Raw genomic sequence first — 20,052 nt, 5'->3', positions numbered from 1 at the left:
AAAATTTTATTGGTTATCCTATACCTATCAAAATTATAAAGAGATGTTCAAAAAGAAAATAGAAACACCTTTTTATGCTTTAATCGCTAGTTTTATTAATGTGGTGTTATATAATATACCTCTTTTTAAATTGGGGTACAACAATATTGAACTTAGCACATTCAATGGAGTGTTATTAATCACCAGCTTGGTTATTACAGCAATAGTATCAAATTTCTTTATATTTTATATAGCCGTTTACTTGCTCAGACATGTTGGTAAATGGCTTTTGATTTTATTCTTCATCATCAATTCTTTATGTGTTTATTTTATCGTTAATTATGGTGTATTAATAGACCGTTCAATGATTGGTAATATTCTTAATACCAATTATGATGAAGCAAGTAGCTTTATATCATTTACGCTTCTCAGTTATCTTATATTCCTTGGAGTACTTCCAAGTCTATTTATATATCGCCTTAAATATGAAAGAGTTAAATTGAAACCCTTTCTATTACATTGTTCGTTGGCTTTAATTTTTTTGTTATCCATAACTTATGTCAACGCTCCAAATTGGTTATGGGTCGATAAAAATTCAAAAACATTAGGCTCTTTAGTTATGCCATGGTCATATGTAGCAAATACGATAAGATTCTACCACAAAGAAAATAAGCAGAATCAAAAACAGACACTACTACCAGATGCCAAAATAACAAATGATAGAAAATCTATAGTTGTTCTCGTAATTGGAGAGTCTGCTAGAAGTGCAAACTATTCTCTGTATGGTTATGATAGAAATACAAACCCATTACTAGCCAAAATAAAAGATCTTCATGTATACGAAGCACAATCATCTGCTACCTATACAACAGCGGGGGTTAAGGCTATTTTAGATTATAAAGAAAGTAATGATTTAAATGAAATTTTACCTAACTACTTAAATAGAAATGATGTTGAAGTTATTTGGAGAACTACCAACTGGGGAGAACCTAAGGTGAATATCAAAAACTACCAGGATCAGAATTATCTTCGAGAATTATGCGAAGGTACCGAGTGTGATTACGACGATGTTTTACTTTATCAATTAAAAGATTTAATAGTAAAAAGTAAAAAGAACAAGATTTTAATAGTTCTTCATACGAGCACCAGTCATGGTCCTACCTATTACAAAAAATATCCACCAGAATTTGAACAATTTACTCCCGTATGTAAGAGTGTTGAATTATCCAACTGTACAAATCAAGAATTAGTGAACGCGTATGATAATACCATTCTATATACAGATTATCTCTTAGCCAAAGTGATTGAAAACCTTAAACAGCTAAATGAATATAATTCTGGAATGATTTATGTTTCAGACCATGGCGAATCTTTAGGTGAAAAAAACTTATATATGCATGGAATACCTTTAAGTATTGCACCCAAAGAGCAATTTGAAATCCCATTTATAGTATGGACAACTGATAAATCATTACAATTTAAAAACAAGAAAACATTGTCTCAATATAACGTGTTCCATAGTATTTTAGACTTTTTAGAGGTTGAGAGCCCCATATATGACAAAGACATGAGCATTTTGAAAAAATAATTTTCTACAATACTTTCAAATAGAAAAGCCTTCACTTACTTTAGAATTCCCTTAGATTCTTCTAATACATTTATGGTAATAAACCAACCGTATGTTACCTCTTCTGTATAAAAACCGATTTTTAATCTTTGTATTTCTGACTTGCCTTCTGGTGAATTCGTGCACCGTTTACAGGTCGTTGCGATATGGAGGGCTGCCAAGTCAAAATGATTATAGGCACTTTCCGCAACGTAAGGTTGCCAATCAAGTGCCGAATTTTAATTTTATCAAAACAAAGAAAGATGTTAAGTTGGGTACTACTATTGCTTTGTCCAATAAGGCTTTTAATTCTACCAGTGTCAGTTTGGAAACTTTTGTCCGTATGCACAATACCATTTCATTTTTGGTTATCCGTAACGATACTTTATTGTATGAGCATTATAGTGAACCCTATTCGGATACTACCTTGGTTTCCAGTTTTTCCATGGTCAAACCCATGATTTCAACTTTGGTAGGAATTGCAATTAATGAAGGAAGAATAGGGAGTGTTGAAGATAAAATAGTCGATTACTTGCCCGAGTACAAGGAAAGGGTGGGTTGGGGAAAGATTAAGGTCCGAAATTTATTACATCATACTTCAGGAATTAAATTCAGCGATGGCAAATTTAGTTTAACTTCCGATAACGCTAAGTACTATTGGGGTCATGACTTACGTGAAGAAGTATTAGAGGCAGAATTGGAATTTCCGCCCGACACGCAATTCAAGTACAGCAGTATCAATACCCAATTATTGGGAATGATTCTAGAGCGGGTAACGGAAGGAACCTTATCTAATTATCTCTCCGAAAAACTTTGGAAGCCACTCGGTATGGAGGCATCCGCATCATGGAGTTTGGATGGTACAGATAAAAATGCCATTGAAAAGGCCTTCTGCTGTCTTCAGGCTCGAACAATTGACTTCGCAAAATTCGGTCGCTTATATTTGAACAACGGCAACTGGGAAGGCAAACAAATAGTACCGAAGGAATGGGTCGATTATTCTACTTGCCCGGATCCCTCTGGAAACAATAAGCGCTATTACAATAACAATTGGGGTTTAGGTCCTTTGAAATATGGTAGCTATTTTGCCATTGGTCTATACGGGCAATTTTTATATATGTACCCTGAAAAGAATATAATGATTGTTAGATTTGGTAATACGGACACGGCATACCACCCGAATTACTGGAAAGAGGTTTTTTTACAATTGATTGATCAGCTATAAAATCAAACTTTAGAATTCCATTAGATTCAAGTACTAGCTTTATGCTTAAATTTACTATAGATGAAAATATTAATCGCCGAAGACGAAATCGCTTTACAGCAATCTATTGCCACCTATTTGGAAAAGGATGGTAATACATGTGAAGTAGCATCTGATTTTACCGAGACAATCTACAAAGTAGATCTTTACGAATATGACATAATTTTGTTAGATATCAATTTAACCACTGGAAGTGGCTTAGATGTTCTCAAAACTTTGAAAAAAAACAAAACAGAATCCGGGGTTATCATCATATCGGCCAACAATTCATTAGATGATAAACTAGATGGACTAGATCTTGGCGCGGACGACTATATTACAAAACCTTTTCATTTGGCTGAACTTAATTCTAGAATTAAAGCAGTGTTAAGAAGAGGTAAGTATGGAGGCGACGACACTATTACTTTTAATGAGATAAACGTGGACACCAAATCTAGGACAGCCTATGTAAACGGTAAAGCACTATCGTTAACCCGCAAGGAATATGATTTATTGGTCTTTTTTATGACCAACATGGGGCGGGTACTTTCTAAAGAAATTATAGCAGAGCATTTATGGGGAGATAACAGTGATCTTGCCGATAATTTTGACTTTATTTACGTACACATAAATAATTTGCGTAAAAAAATGACCAGTGAAGGAGCAAAATATATAAAAACAGCATATGGCAGCGGCTATAAATTTATAGAAGATTAAATTGGCAAAAGGGAATAATAAAATAGGACTGATTAGAAAAACTTCGAGAACTTTTCTCTGGGTAAGTTTTGTTTTAATGATTGTTAGCACAATAACTCTTTATTTTTATGTCAAAAACTTAATGAGAGCAGAAGTGGAAGAAGAACTTTATTCTACCACAGCTAGAGTTGAAACGATCCTTGGTGAAAATGGTACGCCATTTTCCTTGCCTCCTGTAGTCGAGGTCGCCAGTGTTAATTTCATTACTGAAAAAATATTAAAAGACACCGTTATTTATGATCCTTCACAGAAAGAAATGGAGGAGTTTCGAGAGCTATCTACATTTAAGGAAATTAATGGCACAAAGTATAAGATTACTGTCCGTAACCTTATTGTTGAGTCTGAGAATATATTGATTGCCATTATACTTTCTTATGTGACCATTATCCTTTTAATTTTTATATTTTTATTCTACCTCAACAAAGCGCGAAATAAAAAAATGTGGCTTCCTTTTTTCACAAACCTTGAAGCTATGAAAAATTTCTCCGTTACATCGGATAAGGCTTTATATCTGATAGATAGTGAAATTATAGAATTTTCAGAATTTAAAGATGAGATTGAGGTTTTAACGAACAAGGTACGTTCAGATTATAAAAACCTGAAACAATATACGGAAGACGTTTCGCACGAACTACAAACCCCCCTGGCCATCATCCAAGCTAAAATTGAGAATATTATTAATGGAGATGGTTTGAATGATATTCAGTTCGAGCATTTAACATCTATTCAAAGAGATATCCAGCGGTTAACCCAAATGAACAAACGTCTTACGCTTTTGACAAAAATTGAGAATAATCAATTTGTCAATATGGAAAGTGTAGATATGAATCTACTTGTTGAAAAAACGGTTAAAAATTTCCAGGAACTATCTAATGTTCAAATTAAAATTTCAGGTGATGCCAATATTCTGGCAGCCATGGATCCTTATTTAGCAGAAGTGCTATGTAACAACTTAATATCAAATGCACTAAAGCATAGTGACCCGGACGGAACTATTGATATCAATTTTATGGAAAATATGTATTCCATATCTAATTCCGGTAGTAAGCCCTTAGAACACCCCGAAAATTTGTACTCAAGATTCTATAGAGAGTCTGAAGCTATTAAATCTACTGGTCTGGGGTTGGCAATTGTTAAGAGAATTTGCGACATCTATAAATTTGACATCAACTATACTTTTAAGAGTGGCAGGCATATCTTCACAGTTAAATTCTAACTTGAATATTTCTTCTGATTTTTTACATAATATATTAAACTAAGAACAACTTTAAATTCCCTTTAGGTTTCAGATGTACTTTGCGCATTTAATAAAATTTAATATTATATGTTAAGAATCTTTATCTCTATTATTTTTATTTTATCTACCCTTGGTCTATTTTCTCAGGAAACTATAACTGTAAGTGGACAACTATTAGATGCAGAAACAGAAGAACCCTTGCCATTTGCTAATGTAGCCGTACATTCCTTTGGGAGTAATACGCTGGTGACAGGTTCTATGACTGATGATAATGGTAGGTTTGAAATGCAGGAAATACCATTTGGCAAATATGAAATTTATTTCTCCTTCATTGGATATGCAGGTTCGGACCAAACGTTATTGGCCGGTGGTCTAAATTCCGTTTTTGATTTAGGAAAAATTAAGCTTAGTCCCTCGGCAGAAGCTTTAAAGGAAGTTCAGGTAACCGGAAAACAAGCCACTACCAATTCAGACCTGAATAAAAAGTCTTTTAGTTTAGCAGATAATATTGCCCAGTCAGGAGGTTCGGTATTAGATGCAATGAAAACGATGCCAGGAGTTGCCTTTGATCAAGAAGGTAAAGTGGTATTGCGGGGTAGCGATAAGGTAGTGGTACTTATTGACGGTAAACAAAGTAGTCTTACCGGTTTTGGAAACCAAAAAGGTTTAGGGAATATTCCTGCGTCCAATATTGAAAAAATCGAGATTATTAATAATCCGTCGGCAAAGTATGATGCCAATGGTTTTGCTGGCATAGTGAATATCGTTTATAAAAAGGAAAAACAAACCGGATTGAACGGTGATGTAGGGCTCTCTTATGGTTTGGGTGCTTTAGGAAAACGAAAACTTGATACCAAGACCGATCTGGGTAGTTTTTCCAACAATCAGAAATTGATTCCTAGTATCAATTTAAACTATAGAAAGGGAAAACTTAATTATTTTCTACAATCGGAATTTATCTTACAAGAGGCTCTGCCTAATAACGAGTTTACAACAAGAAATTATGATGACGGTCGCAATATCATTTCCCAAGTGCCTGAAAACAGAAAGCAGTTCCGTTCAATTATTAATGGAGGTATTGATTATGATCTAGACGAAAACAACAGCTTTACCTTGTCCGGATTGTATGACCGCGAAAAGCATATTGATACTTCTCAAGTAGCATTTATCAATTTGGATAACAACATTCGAAACCGTTTCTATAATTGGCAGGAGGAAGAAGTTACGCGCTACATTAATGCAGCTATAAGCTATCGGCATAAGTTTGAACAGGCAGGACATACGTTGAGCGCCAATGCGCAATATACCCAGGGGTTGGAAGATGAAACCTATTCTTTGAACGATAGTTCTGCAGTAAGAATCGGAAGGGACAAGACGAATATACGTGCTATCGAGAATACAACGAGCTTATCTACGGATTATATACGTCCGCTAAAAAACGGACGTATAGAACTCGGGGCTAAACTTCGTGTTAGGCGATTACCCGTAGACTATACGATTACACCAGGTAACAACTCTATTATTTATCCCGACTTGGGTACATATTCGGACTGGGGAGAAAATCTTTATGCAGGCTATGTCAATTACCTTTTGGAAAAAGAAAAATATGACATAGAAGCTGGACTGCGAGCTGAACAAACGGAAGTGTTCTATGATGTAGACCCAGCCAACACATATTACCCAAACAATGATAAATATGATTATTTTGAGCTATTTCCGAGCATACGGTTTACATACAAGCTGAACGACAACAATAAACTTTCGGCCTTTTATAATAGGAGGATAGATCGCCCAGGCGAACCTGAACTGCGTATATTCCCAAAATACGATGACCCTGAATTGTTAAAAGTGGGTAATCCCTATTTAAGGCCACAGTTTACCGATGCAATTGAGCTAGCGCACAAATATTCATGGGGGACAGGGTCACTTTTTTCTGCGCTATACCATAGAATGATACAAGATCAATACATGCGTATATTTAGTATAGACGATTCCAATCCTGATTACAATATAGTAAACAGAATTTATCAAAATACAGGAAGTGCTACTAACACAGGTATTGAATTACTGTTTAGTCAAGACATTACGAATTCGTTTAAAATGTCTGCTAGTTTTAATGGGTATATTAATACTATAGATACATATCAGGGTACATTGCTATTTCCATTTGAGCGGCCATTTATTATAAATGAATCAACCGATGAGGCTTGGGATGCAAAACTAACCAGCGAATTTAAATTACCCCTGGAAATATCGGCACAACTAACTGGTGTTTATTATTCTGCAAAAAATATTCCTCAAGGAGAACAATTAAGTCGCTCCTCAATAGATGTAGGTCTTAAGAAGAATATTTGGGAGAATAAAGGTGAACTGACTTTGGCGGCCACAGATATCTTCAACACTTTTGGAATTCGTCAAGAATTGGATGGTGAAGGTTTTTCTGCACGATATGAGAACTATTACGAGACCCAAATTGTTCGTTTAGGAATAAAATATCGCTTTTAAGGTTTTTTAGCTAAAAACTCTTTAGAATTTCTTTAAAATTGGGTTATACCTTTCTCCAATATTTTAAATAAAGGTAGTTATGTGGAATTCGAAAAATCAAATAATTTGGTGGGCCAAAGCTATTTTTCATATACTAATGGGAGTCTTTTTCATTATTCCTTTTATGATTGCAATATATTGGATTTCCAAGCAGAATGATTTATAGTATAGATTCACCCTAAAAGCAGGGGTGAAAATCAATTTGAAGTAATTAAATTTAGGTTTGTATAAGAATAAATAATTCTCCTACCCTTAGTTATAGATTTGGTTTGACGGAGTCAGGTCAAGAGCTTTAACAGATTCAATAAAGTATTTAAAACCAAAAATTTCTTTAGATTTCCTTTAAATAATCTTTAGAATTCGATAGTATTTTTAGACTCTAATTTAAATACATATCATGAAGAAAATCAAAGTTTTAGGAGCGGTACTCATTGCCGCAGTAATTGGATCGGGTCTTTATTCTTTTAGTACTACAGAAGATGTGCCCCAAAAAGTGAAAGATGCATTCGCTAAAAAATTTCCTGCCGTAAAAAAGGTGAAATGGGAAAAGGAATCGGATACAGAATGGGAAGGTGAATTCAAAATGAAAGGCACCGATTTTTCTGCTAACTTTTTGGAGGATGGCACTTGGCAAGAAACCGAGCATGAGATTAAAAAGAAAGCCATTCCTGCAAATGTAAAAACGACTTTAGATACTGAATTTTTAGGATATAAAATCGAAGAAGTCGAAATATCAGAAACCCAAGAAGGTTCCGTATATGAATTTGAGTTGGAGATGGGAGAAGAAGAATTGGAGATTGTTATTGATACTAACGGTAAAGTGGTCAATAAGAAGATAAAATTGAAAGATAAAGATTAACTATTTCTTGAGAAGTTAACCATTGGTTCGGATGAAAATTTAGCATGCTCTTTATTTCAGGAAATCTTTTTTTGTGGTTAGCTAAAATGGTCGTGATTTTAAGTGTTACGGCCATTTTTATTACCTATAACAAGTAGTAGATCTAAAGGTTTACGCAAAAAAATCCAATTAGAACCTTCACTATCACCGGGATAATCAACCATTATAATTTAACGGTATGAAAACTAAAATCGCTTTCCTGCTTCTTGTGGCGACATTTATATTAATATCATGTTCCCCATCGGTACCAAAAGTAATTGAAGAAGCGTTTTTACGTAGGTTTGTTGGTGCTAAAGATATTATGTGGCAAAGAAATTCTGAACAAAAATGGATAGCCATTTTTTACAGTAAAAAGTTCGATTACATGACTGCCTACTATTCAAAAGAAGGAAAATTAGAAGCTTTAGAGACAGAAATTTATGAAGAAGAAATCCCTGATGATTTAGTAGATAATGTCTATCTAAAATACCCTAACTCATTGGTTTTTAGTGTCTTTAGAAGAAACACAAAAGTAAATACAGATTATATTTTTGAAATCGTAAATAACGGTCAACTATTTGGACTGTATTATAGCGGTAATGGAACTACAAATATTATCCCTGCCGATAATATTAGATTTACTTCTCGAATCATTATCGAAAACGACTGACTCTATTACGATAACAACCATTACCTTAAGCTAACTTTAACTTTTCTTTAGATTTCAAATCTACTTTTGACTTCAAACAGCTACAATGAAGTTTAAATTATTTCCAAAACGTTTTACTTTGCTAAAAGCATTTGTAATAGTTTTTATATCAATTTCCTTTTTAGTTAGATTAAGTTTTGTTGTTCGAGATTTTGGTGAGGTTGATACGGGAATTTATAATTTATTCAAAACCATTATAATAGGATTTCTCTTCGATATTGCAACGGTTTCCTTTTTCACAATTCCCTATTTAATATATCTGTTGCTGGTTCCTATAAAATGGTACGGTTCTATACTAGATAGAGTGATAACGTTTATTGGTTTCTTCTTAGGAGTTTTGATTATCTACTTTTCCTTTTTCGGCGAGTTTACCTTCTGGGACGAATTTCAAAGAAGGTATAACTTTATAGCTGTTGACTATCTAATCTATACCTATGAGGTAGTACAGAATATTAATGAATCATACCCTTTACCAATATTAATAGGTTCTTTATTGGTTTTGGTTGCTGCAACTATCTTCTTGGTATTTAAGTACGGTTATTTTCAGCAAACATTTCATAATGAGGTAGGGTTCAAACAAAAATTAATTGCTTCTTTACCTTGGTTCACGGTTGCATTGGTATGTGGAGTGTCAGTATCGAACGATCAAGCTGAATGGTCAAAGAACCGTTATAATAACGAACTTTCGAAAGCGGGCATTTATTCCTTTTTTGCAGCTTTCAGAAACAACGAGCTTGCATATTCAGAATTCTACAATACTATTTCCCAAGAAACGGCATTTAAAAAAGTAAAGAATGAGTTTGTTGATAAAGGTGAAATTATTTTAAATCCCTCACAAAACGAAATTTTCAGATTGATTAAAAATAGGGATAGCGCTCAAGTGCCAAAAAAACCAAACGTAATTTTCATATGTATAGAAAGTCTTAGCGGTAAATACTTGAATTCATTGGGTGGAGATTACAATATTACCCCTACGTTAGATTCTTTAGCCGATAAAAGTTTATTTTTCACAAACCTTTTTGCAACTGGTACTCGCACTGTTCGTGGCATGGAGGCAATTACACTTTCTATTCCACCTACACCTGGTCGTAGCATAGTAAAAAGGAAGGATAACTCAGGACTCTTTACTATTGGCGAAGTTTTTAAGCAAAAAGGATACGAACGTAATTTCTTCTATGGTGGAGATGGATATTTTGATAATATGAACACCTATTTTGGAGGTAACGGTTTTAATATTGTAGATAGGGGCCGCGGTTTTTTATTGGATAAAAATATAACTACTAGTCGTACCAATATTGAAGATGATGAAGTAACTTTTGAAAATGCCTGGGGCGTTTGTGATGAAGACATTTACGCTAAAGTTATAAAGGAAGCAGATAAGGCATACCTAACGGAAAAGCCGTTTTTTAATTTTGTTATGACGACTTCCAATCACAAACCCTACACCTATCCAGAAGGTAAGGTGGACATACCTTCTGGTACGGGAAGAAATGGAGCAATAAAATACACTGATTACGCCATTGGAGAATTTCTTAAAACAGCTCAAACAAAGGCTTGGTTCAAGAATACAGTGTTTGTTATCATGAGTGACCATTGTGCGAGCAGTGCAGGACGCTGGGAACTGGATGTTCGGAACTATCATATTCCTGCATTGATTTATAACCTACCAACTGTTCAACCGCAGAAAATAGATAAATTGAGTTCGCAGATTGATATGTTCCCGACGCTTTTTGCAGCTCTGGGATGGGATTACGAAACCAATCTTTTTGGTCTAAATATCCTAAAAATGGAGCCACAGGATGAGCGTGCTTTTATAGGGAACTATAGAAAGCTAGGATACTTAAAAGATAATAAAGTTATAGTCTTAGGAGACGGAAAAATTTCCCATTTTTATCAATGGAACTCCGAAGACAATAGTCTATCCCCTTTATCTATGGACAAGAGTTTGTTGGAAACCACCATAGCAAACTATCAAGTGGCCGACTATTTATACCAAAACAATGGGCTAAAATTGGATAATCTTAAAAAATGATAGCTATCCACTTTATTGTCAACCCCGTTGCAGGACACGGAAGGTCGTTATTGACCAAAGAATTTCTCCTGCCTTATTTCATAAGAAGTCATCATCATTTAGTTGTAAAACATTCTGAATATAAGAACCATGCCATTGTTCTTACACGTGAATCCATTACCCAGAAAGCAGATATTATTGTAGCCTGTGGGGGTGACGGTACAATTAACGAAGTGGCCTCCTGTTTGGTTGGTACCTCTATACCTTTGGGTATCATTCCTATGGGTTCAGGCAATGGTCTTGCTTCAAATCTTCGTATTCCTAAGAATCTTCGCAAAGCATTAGCCATTATTAAAGAACGGAATGTGACGAAAATTGATGTGGGAAAGATTAATGACCGCCATTTTTTTAGCAATATGGGCATCGGCTTTGATGCCACTGTTATTAAACATTATGAGTCATCTCATAAGCGTACGTTATTGGGTTACGTTAATGCTTGTTTGACTTCGTTTCGGGCCATGGGAAAAAACAATGGACTTTCGGTAAATATCAATAAAATAGGCCGAGTGGATAATCCTTTTATCATTATGGTTTCTAATTCCAACGAAATGGGATATAATCTAAGTCTTACACCAAAAGCTTCTTTACAGGACGGGCTGCTGGACGTTTTGATAATATCTAAAATCAGTAGGCTCAAAATGCTGTGGCTTGCCGTTCTAATACTTTTTAGGCGGGTGTATTGGTTAAAGGAAGCTAAAAGTTTTCAAACCAAAGAATTAAGATTGGCCAGAAACGACACTGCTCATTTTGAATCTCAGTTGGATGGGGAGCTACACCAAATCGAAAAAGGGGTTTTAGAGATATCTATAAAAGAAAAATCCTTGTGCATACTAGTTCCATAGAAGCTTTCACATTTCTTTTTCTCCAAAGCCCATACTTTAAATTCTCTTTAGAATTGGGTGTTACTTTTGATTAGAATTTAGGTTTTAAAATTCCATAAAAAAAAACATTGCAATGAATTTCCCCATTCTTACCAGAAATAGTGCCAGACCATTATTTTCGTTTTTCCTTTTTACTTGCCTGTTTATTGTGGTGGGAAGGTCAATTGCACAAGACAAGGCCATTCAAACCACAGGTGATATACTGCTGTTCTCGCTACCGGCAGCAGCGTTGACAGGTTCATTGGTTATCGGAGACTATAAGGGCACTTGGCAATTTACAAAAGGGGCTTTGCTCAATCAGGCTCTAACGGTTGGTTTAAAATATGCGCTAAACAAAAATAGACCATATGGTAATGGAAATCGCGCCTTCCCTTCAGGACATACCTCTACCACGTTTCAAAGTGCTGCTTTTATTCAAAAAAGGTATGGCTGGAAATTAGGTATCCCCGCCTATGCCTTAGCCGGTCTTACAGGTTACAGCCGCATTAACGCGCAGAAACACGATGGCTGGGATGTTCTTGCCGGTGCGGTAGTCGGAATCGGAAGTGCCTATCTTTTTACAACACCTTATCAAAAAGAACACATGCAAATTACGTTCGCAAGTGATGCAGAAAGTGTTGCACTAGGCTTTAAATTTAAATTCTAAGGATGAAAACCATTGTAGTCACTATATGTTTCTTTTTAGTTGGTTTATCCTGTGGATTTTGCCAAAAAGATTCAATGATTCAAAAAAGAAAAGGGATGCTGCCAAAAAGTGTAATTCCTTTATCTTTAATTGCTTCGGGAATCTTGTTATCCGATAGTGGATTGGAAAAGTCGCTAAACACAACAACCCGGAATTGGGTTGGCAACGATTTTGATGTTCCTGTAGATGATTATACCAGATACATTCCCATAGCCTTAATGTATACCGCAGATATTGTAGGAGTAGATGCTAAAAGTCATTGGTTTGATCAGACGAAGAATTTGGCCATTTCAATGGTGTTAACTGATGTACTGACAAAGTTTCTAAAAAATAGTATTTATAAAGTCCGACCCAATGGTTTTAATGATAAATCGTTCCCATCAGGACATACATCAATCTCTTTTTCTACCGGTTCAGTATTATACGAGGAATTTAAGGATACAAGCCCCATTCTTGCCTATAGCGGCTATGGGCTTGCTGCAACCACAGGGGCGTTCCGCCTTTTAAACAACAAACATTGGGTGTCTGACGTAATGGTAGGGGCAGGGCTAGGAGTATTGGTAACTAAACTGGTGTATCATTTTGACTATTTATTCAAATGGAATCCGTTCGTAAAATCTAAGGATATTACGTTTATCCCAAGATATGATGATAACACGGTTGGATTTTATTTCTCTAAAAAACTCTAACTACCATGGAAGAAATTCTAAAGAATGCACAAAAATATTGCACTAGGGTTTTGATGGGAAGTCGCTGTAAATCATTGCCATTCCACAATGTAGAACATACAATGGAAGTTTTTTCGAATGTAAAGAAAATAGGAAGCTATGGATATCTGAACAATGATGAGCTTAAACCTGTTTTATTGGCTGCTTTATTTCATGACACAGGCAATGCCACAGTTTTTAAGGGGCACGAGAATTTTAGTGTAATTAAGGCAACTGATTTTTTAAATGGACAAAACTACCCAGTTGAAAAACTAAAGATGGTTACCGATTGTATCAAGGCTACGCGAATGCCCCAAGAACCTAAGAACTATTTAGAGGAAATTATTTGTGATGCAGACCTCTTTCATTTGGGAACAAAATTCTTTACGGCGAAGAATAAATTAATTAGACAAGAATGGGAGAAATTCTTAGAAGTGAGATATACTGATGAGGCTTGGTATGCCTTAAACATAACTTTTTTAGAACAACATCGATACCATACCAAATATGGTAAGGATTTACTTGAACCTATAAAACAAAAAAATTTAAACCAACTAAAGCAGAAGTATACACAAGTATATTTAAAGCGATCAACCAATCCTTTTTAGACTATGAGACAAATCATCGTAATCTTAATTGTAATAATTTTTTATTCGGCAAATGCCCAAGAAATTGACTCCCCAAAAGAAATTAGAAGGGAGACCAACATACAAACTTTTGGAGACTATGCGCAATTTGCTCCAACAGCGGTATCATTGATAACGGTAATCGCTAAAAAAGATAAGAAGGGTTTTTGGCAATTGAGTAAATCTGCAGGAACGAACATTGCGCTAACCTATGTTCTGAAGTATGGCATAAATAAGCATAGGCCAGAAGGCCGTACAGATGGTAAAGCTTTCCCCTCGGGGCACACCTCTTTTGCTTTTCAAGGAGCTTCCTTTCTTCAAAGGCGATACGGATGGAAATATGGAGTTCCTGCCTATGCGCTGGCTGCTTATGTCGGATGGAGCCGTATGGAAGGTATAGGCGAGCGGCATGACGGCTGGGATGTTCTTGGTGGAGCATTGGTCGGTATTGGGAGCACTTATCTATTTACAACGCCTTATGCCCGTGATCATTTTGATATTTCATTTAAGAGTGGATCCGGTGATTATCTGATTGGAGTAAACTATAAATTTTAAGAGGATAACAATATGTAAATGTATAAGCTAAACTATTATTCGCTCTTGTTATTTTTAATTTGTCAATCTGGATTTACTCAACATGAAATCAGTATTGATGCCATTCTAGATGTGAATAAAAATAGTTTAAAAATAACTCAAAGTATTCGCTATAAGAACACGACTGGTCAAACCTTGGACACCCTTCATTTTCTAGATTGGGCTAATAGTTTTTCTTCAAACACCACACCCTTAGGCCTTCGTTTTAACGAAGATTATAGACGTGATTTTCACTATGCAAAAAATGCAGAGCGCGGCGCTACTCATGTAAAGAGTATTGTAGCCGAATCGGGAGAAAATTTGAATTGGACAAGACCTCCGGGAGCCCCTGATATTCTAAAAATTATACCAGAAAAACCTCTTATTTCAGGAGAGTCATTAACATTAAAACTGAAGTATACCGTTCAAATTCCTAGTAGCAAGTTTACCAAATATGGATATACTAAGGATGGTGCATTCAATTTAGAATATTGGTATATCGCTCCAGCAGTATATGTTGACCATTGGGAATCTTACAGTAATAGAGATTTACAAGATATCTTTTTATCGCCCTCAAACTATTCCATTAATCTAACATTGCCTGTTGAATATTCGGTCACTTCTATACTTGAGCAACGAATTGTCGAAAAAGATTCACAATTACAAAAGCTCCATTTATGGGGTAAGAATCAAAAAGAGGTAAAACTCTATCTAGATAAAATAAATAATTTTTATACAATAGAAGTTGATTCCATAAAAGTTAGGTCAGACGTTAGGGTAGGAAAATTGGATGACTTGGTTTTACGCTCAAAAGTAGACAGCATTTTAAACTTCCTGGAATATCGTTTAGGTAAATATCCTTTGAACACACTATTGATATCAAATATAGAAAGTAATAAAAATCCTTTGTACGGGCTTAATCAGCTCCCTAACTTCTTGCGACCCTTTCCCAATGATTTTCAATACGAAATACAAATGCTTAAAAGTATTACGGATGCCTATTTGGAAAATACGCTCGCATTAAATCCTAGAAACGAAAAATGGGTTTCTGACGGTATTCTAGTTTATTTGATGATGGAATATATGAACACGAATTACCCTGATATGAAATTGGGAGGTAACTTGGCCAACTTCTTTGGGTTGAGATGGTTTCATGGGGCCGACCTCTATTTTAATGAGCAATATTATTTGGGCTATAAGAACATGGCCAGAAACCTTATCGATCAATCGCTTAATACTCAAAGAGATTCTTTATTGAAATTTAACTACAATATTGCCAACCCTTATAAATCGGGATTGGGTCTTAAATACTTGGAGGGTTACCTTGAAGATACAACGGTCCAAAAATCAATTAGACAATTTTATGATGATTATGTTCTGCAACCATGCACTTCGGAAGACTTTAGAACTGTTTTGGAATCCAATTCAAAAAAAGATATTACATGGTTTTTTACTGATTTTGTAGGCGAAAATGACAAAATAGATTTTAAAATCATGAGGGTTAAAGAAGATGGAGATTCACTTCAAATAACCTTAAAAAATAAAGGAAAAAATCTTATGCCAGTTTCGATTCATGGGCTAAAAGGAGATTCCATAATTTCTAAATATTGGGTAGATGGTTTTAATGTAAAAAAGACCGTTAGCATACCCAATAAAGGAGAGGAAAGATTAGTTGTTGATTATGAGAAACAGATTCCTGAAGTTAAAAGGAACAATAATTACAGGAATCTGAACGGAATACTGAACAAACCTGTCCAGTTTCGTTTTATAAAGGATATTGAAGATCCTAGTCGTAGCCAGGTGTTCTTTATGCCCGTTCTAGAATTTAATAATATTTATGATGGTGTTACCTTGGGAGGGAAGTTCTACAATAAGACCGTACTTAGAAGACCATTCATTTATAAAATTACTCCAACCTATGGATTTAAGTCTAAAACTTTAATTGGTTCTTTAGGTTTTGGAGGTACCTACCAGTTTAAAGATTCCGGGCTATATTCTTTATCTGCCAGCTTTAATATGAATAAATCTAGTTATGCGGATAAGTTATTTTATAGAAGTGTTACGCCGAATGTCCGTCTAAATTTCAGGAACAAAGATTTAAGAAGCAATGAACATCAATATATCAGTTTGCGCAGCGTCAACATTTCTAGGGATAAAAGCCCCGATATACCATTAGAAACGCCCAATTATAGTATATTGAACGCTCGTTACACCTATTCGAACTCTAATTTTGAAAATATTTTCCGTTTCTATGTGGATGGAGAGCTTGCTAACAACTTTAGTAAGGTTTCTACCACAGTCAAGTATCGTAAACTGTTCGTAAATAATCGTCAGATAGACCTTCGTTTATTTGCAGGTACATTTTTGAAAAATAATACTCAGGCAGATAACGGTTTTTTCGATTTTGGTTTGGATAGACCTACGGATTATCTCTTTAACTATGGCTACTTGGGACGGTCGGAAAGCGAAGGGTTGGTTTCACAACAATATCTAACTGCGGAAGGCGGCTTTAAATCCATACTTGGTACACGATTTGCAAATCAATGGATAACCACCATAAATGCAGAAGCAAGTATCTGGAATTGGGTTTTTGCCTATAGCGATGCAGGTTATATCAAAAATAAAGGAAGTAGTCCTCAATTCGTTTGGGATTCAGGAATAAAACTGAGCTTGGTAACCGATTATTTTGAACTCTATTTTCCTGTGGCTTCCACTAATGGTTTTGAAATGGGACAGAATAATTATGGCGAGAAGATTCGTTTTAAGGTAACTTTAAGTCCAAAGACCCTCTTGGGCCTTTTTACTCGTAGGTGGTATTAAACAAGAAAATATTTTATAGGCATGTCAAAATCACTTCTTGTTCCAATCTTTCTTATCTTGTATAGTTTGGGATTCTCCCAAACTATACAAGATAGTCTTCAAGACGAGCAATATTTTGATATTTCAAAAGGATTGAGCTATGGTTACGCAAAACCCAAATTCTTTGATATGCTCAAATATATTCCAAAAGATATTGCCGACTTTGGAAAGTTTGCCGTTCAAAAAGAGAATCTTATTTGGACAGGTTCGGCTATTGGTACCACGGCGGCAATCATGCCTTTTGATCAGCAATTGACAGATGAATCTATTAAATTTGGTAGTAATTTTGCATTTGATAAAGGCCATTCTTATAGCAGTATTGGTCCGTTTCGGGTAATACCGAACAATATCAACTCCGCCGTTTATTATATTGGCAATGGAGGGACCACCATATTGTTAAGTGGTATGTTCTACGCAATAGGTGCTATTGGCGAGGATTATCGGGCATTGAATACCTCTAGTGAATTAGTAGAAGTTTTACTGTCAATGGGGATCATAACACAGACTATTAAGAGAATTACCGGAAGGCAGAGTCCAGGCCCGGCCATAGCTAGTGGTAACCCCGGCGGGCATTGGACATTTTTACCTAGCCTAAAAGAATACCAAACAAGAACCGGAAATTACGATGCCATGCCCTCTGGTCATGTAGCTACTTTTATGGCCACAATTACTGTAATAGCTACTAACTATCCAGAAATTAAGTGGATAAAACCTGTAGGCTATACCCTTATGGGTGTAATGGCTTTTGAAATGATGAGTAGTAGGGTACATTGGGCATCAGATTATCCACTGGCTTTATTGATTGGATATGTGGTTGGCAAAGCGGCAGCTGATCGCCGTATCAAAAAAATTGATATAAATGAAACAGGTAAGAGGGTTTCTAATAAAATAAAAACAGATTTTAATTTGGGTCAATTAGGTTCCTATCAGACTTTTGGGGTTTCTTTTACTTTTTGAAAAAGAGATTAATCCATTAATTTAGATTTTAATGATTGCAGGCTGAGCGAATGTGTACCGGAGAATAGCTTGCGAAGATTTTTAAACGCTCGGTTCCTCATACTTCCCATGAATTATGTCTATGTGGAAAATTTTAAAGCCAAAAATACACGACACTTTGATTAAGCACTAAGCTCGCCTTATTTTTATAAGCTGTTACCTGCTGGCTTTTCTGTCCCTTCATCAAACGATTCAACGAATTTTTTCAATTCAGTTTCTGTTTTCTTGTCCGATATTTTACCATTTTCCTTTTATTCCCTGTACCAAAAGAATTGTCTTGTCCGTAAATTTAATTTGGAGAATTTCCAAAATCAATTTTATTTCTTGGTGTGCTTTTTCTCCACTCGCTGAAGCAGTTATCAGTCCAATTGGTTTGTCAGAGAACATAGTTGTCGATACGCACCATTCAATCATGTTTTTTAAACGACTGGGAATACTGAAAATAGATTCAGGTATACAAATTATAATTCAATCAGCATTTTCAATTTTAGTCCTAAATCCTAAAATTTTTTTAGGTATATTTTTTTCAGTCAGTTCCGTTTTTAAATGCGGTAATTCGGTCAATCCATCTATAATTTCCAAATCAAAATCAACTTTGTCTGATTCCGCTAACCATTTAATATTTGACAGATTTGCAGAATTCCGACTGGGACTTCCACAAATTCCAGTGTTTTTTTTCTTCCTTATCATTCAATTGGTATTCGAGTGTTTTTTTGCTTGCAGTTAACGGTTGAGTTATGAAGAGTGCGGGAGTAAAATTGCGTTTGCATTCCCCCAGCCACATAACAATTTCATTTTGGTTTATTTTTTAGTGTAAAAGTAAAATTCCAAAGATTTAGCAGACTTAGCAAATTATCCAGAAATGAACTTACAGGACCTTTTTTTCTAAAACGCTTATAATACACTGATGGCTGCCTCTAGGTACATTTCGCTCTCTATCAAGATAATTCTCAACTCTTGAGTACTTAATTTCTTCCCCATCCTGAGAAAAGTTATTGGTTATTATTTTGACCCACGTACTTTTAGAATTTGTAACAAAAAGGTTCTCGGATATTTTTTTTTCAGTGTCAGATTCTATTGGTATTTCAATATCTTTTAATTTAGACATTAAATTCATTACAGTTCCGAAGTATTCTTTTTTAATGTCAATTTTCTTTTTAGAAGAAACGGTTACTATTTGATTTGTTTTTTCAAGGTAGTTGTAGTCATTTCTTAATTTAGTTAATTCATTATTTAAATTCTTGATTTTCATTTTCATTGAAACGATGTTATCTTGGTTACTCTCTAAATTCTTCCTGATATTGTTAATGTCCTCTTTTTCACTGAACGTGACCCCCCACTGATCTTTAAATTTCATCATTTCTATAAAATCCTCATAGTCTTTGATAGTCTTTTCTGATTTAGTCTTTTCTTTTGGACTCATTTTTAAAGAATCCTTTTGAAACTCTCTTGTTTTGTATTTTAGTATCAAATCATACAGCTTTGAAAAAAAATGTTTTTCCTCAGCTTCTTTATAAGTTTCTAAATAGTAAGTTAGATGATAATCGTATAATAGTGGATATTCATTAATATCAATATCAATTATTTTATTTAAAAAATGCATGTCCAAATGAGATATTGTTTTCCAAATTGATAATCCTAAATCATATTTATTAGGATTGAAATCAAAGTTCTTACGCGGCTTAAAAAAGTATCCTTCCATT

At 34.9% G+C, this 20,052-nt stretch carries 16 protein-coding genes and 1 pseudogene; 15 read left to right on the top strand and 2 right to left on the bottom strand.

All coding sequences use genetic code 11. From position 1 onward, the window contains the following. Positions 1–43: 43 nt before the first annotated feature. The 15 genes from eptA (at position 44) to HW347_RS08345 (ending at position 18,310) form a co-directional block, all read left to right on the top strand. On the top strand, positions 44–1,567 hold the full coding sequence (gene eptA, locus HW347_RS08415; RefSeq protein WP_214611427.1) for a phosphoethanolamine--lipid A transferase EptA: 1,524 nt from the start codon (positions 44–46) through the stop codon (positions 1,565–1,567). A gap of 151 nt (positions 1,568–1,718) precedes the next feature. Continuing rightward, the gene (locus HW347_RS08410; RefSeq protein ID WP_214611426.1) at positions 1,719–2,810 is read left to right on the top strand and encodes a serine hydrolase domain-containing protein; all 1,092 of its coding nucleotides are present in this window, start codon (positions 1,719–1,721) and stop codon (positions 2,808–2,810) included. Between the two features lie 60 nt (positions 2,811–2,870). Further along, entirely contained in the window at positions 2,871–3,545 is a 675-nt protein-coding gene (locus HW347_RS08405) for a response regulator transcription factor (protein ID WP_214611425.1), read from the top strand. Position 3,546: 1 nt separating this feature from the next. Next, complete coding sequence (locus tag HW347_RS08400) at positions 3,547–4,800, top strand: sensor histidine kinase (protein ID WP_449668842.1); 1,254 nt, start codon at positions 3,547–3,549, stop codon at positions 4,798–4,800. Positions 4,801–4,908: 108 nt separating this feature from the next. After that, positions 4,909–7,326 carry a TonB-dependent receptor domain-containing protein gene (locus tag HW347_RS08395; RefSeq protein WP_214611423.1) on the top strand — a complete coding sequence of 806 codons (2,418 nt, stop codon included), beginning with the start codon at positions 4,909–4,911 and terminating at the stop codon, positions 7,324–7,326. Positions 7,327–7,762: 436 nt separating this feature from the next. Then, a complete protein-coding gene (locus HW347_RS08390; protein ID WP_214611422.1) occupies positions 7,763–8,224 on the top strand; it encodes a PepSY-like domain-containing protein in 462 nt (153 codons plus the stop codon). Between the two features lie 217 nt (positions 8,225–8,441). Next, entirely contained in the window at positions 8,442–8,912 is a 471-nt protein-coding gene (locus HW347_RS08385; protein ID WP_214611421.1) for a hypothetical protein, read from the top strand. An 85-nt stretch (positions 8,913–8,997) separates the two neighbouring features. Then, positions 8,998–10,983 carry an LTA synthase family protein gene (locus HW347_RS08380; RefSeq protein WP_214611420.1) on the top strand — a complete coding sequence of 662 codons (1,986 nt, stop codon included), beginning with the start codon at positions 8,998–9,000 and terminating at the stop codon, positions 10,981–10,983. Continuing rightward, the gene (locus HW347_RS08375; RefSeq protein ID WP_214611419.1) at positions 10,980–11,864 is read left to right on the top strand and encodes a diacylglycerol/lipid kinase family protein; all 885 of its coding nucleotides are present in this window, start codon (positions 10,980–10,982) and stop codon (positions 11,862–11,864) included. Before HW347_RS08380 ends, HW347_RS08375 begins: the two co-directional genes overlap by 4 nt. A 112-nt stretch (positions 11,865–11,976) precedes the next feature. Further along, positions 11,977–12,549 carry a phosphatase PAP2 family protein gene (locus tag HW347_RS08370; RefSeq protein ID WP_214611418.1) on the top strand — a complete coding sequence of 191 codons (573 nt, stop codon included), beginning with the start codon at positions 11,977–11,979 and terminating at the stop codon, positions 12,547–12,549. 74 nt (positions 12,550–12,623) lie between these two features. Continuing rightward, entirely contained in the window at positions 12,624–13,277 is a 654-nt protein-coding gene (locus HW347_RS08365) for a phosphatase PAP2 family protein (RefSeq protein ID WP_214611417.1), read from the top strand. Positions 13,278–13,282: 5 nt separating this feature from the next. Continuing rightward, positions 13,283–13,903 carry an HD domain-containing protein gene (locus HW347_RS08360; protein ID WP_214611416.1) on the top strand — a complete coding sequence of 207 codons (621 nt, stop codon included), beginning with the start codon at positions 13,283–13,285 and terminating at the stop codon, positions 13,901–13,903. A 3-nt stretch (positions 13,904–13,906) separates the two neighbouring features. Beyond that, positions 13,907–14,476, top strand: a complete 570-nt coding sequence (locus HW347_RS08355) for a phosphatase PAP2 family protein (RefSeq protein ID WP_214611415.1) — start codon at positions 13,907–13,909, stop codon at positions 14,474–14,476. 45 nt (positions 14,477–14,521) lie between these two features. After that, a complete protein-coding gene (locus HW347_RS08350; RefSeq protein WP_214611414.1) occupies positions 14,522–17,314 on the top strand; it encodes a gluzincin family metallopeptidase in 2,793 nt (930 codons plus the stop codon). 21 nt (positions 17,315–17,335) lie between these two features. Next, positions 17,336–18,310, top strand: coding sequence for a phosphatase PAP2 family protein (locus HW347_RS08345; RefSeq protein ID WP_214611413.1), 975 nt, complete (start codon positions 17,336–17,338; stop codon positions 18,308–18,310). Positions 18,311–18,586: 276 nt separating this feature from the next. Here the strand turns inward: HW347_RS08345 and HW347_RS20825 are convergent. Beyond that, a pseudogene (locus HW347_RS20825) lies at positions 18,587–19,039 on the bottom strand (NADPH-dependent FMN reductase). Between the two features lie 178 nt (positions 19,040–19,217). Continuing rightward, positions 19,218–20,051: a hypothetical protein gene (locus HW347_RS08330; RefSeq protein ID WP_214611411.1), complete on the bottom strand. Its 834-nt coding sequence runs from the start codon at positions 20,049–20,051 to the stop codon at positions 19,218–19,220. Position 20,052 lies beyond the last annotated feature (1 nt).

The sequence above is a fragment of the Zobellia barbeyronii genome (assembly GCF_018603515.1).
In the GTDB taxonomy this organism is placed as follows: Bacteria; Bacteroidota; Bacteroidia; order Flavobacteriales; family Flavobacteriaceae; genus Zobellia; species Zobellia barbeyronii.
Note: the sequence above shows the minus strand (reverse complement) of the source record. Positions and strands in the feature narration are given on the sequence as shown.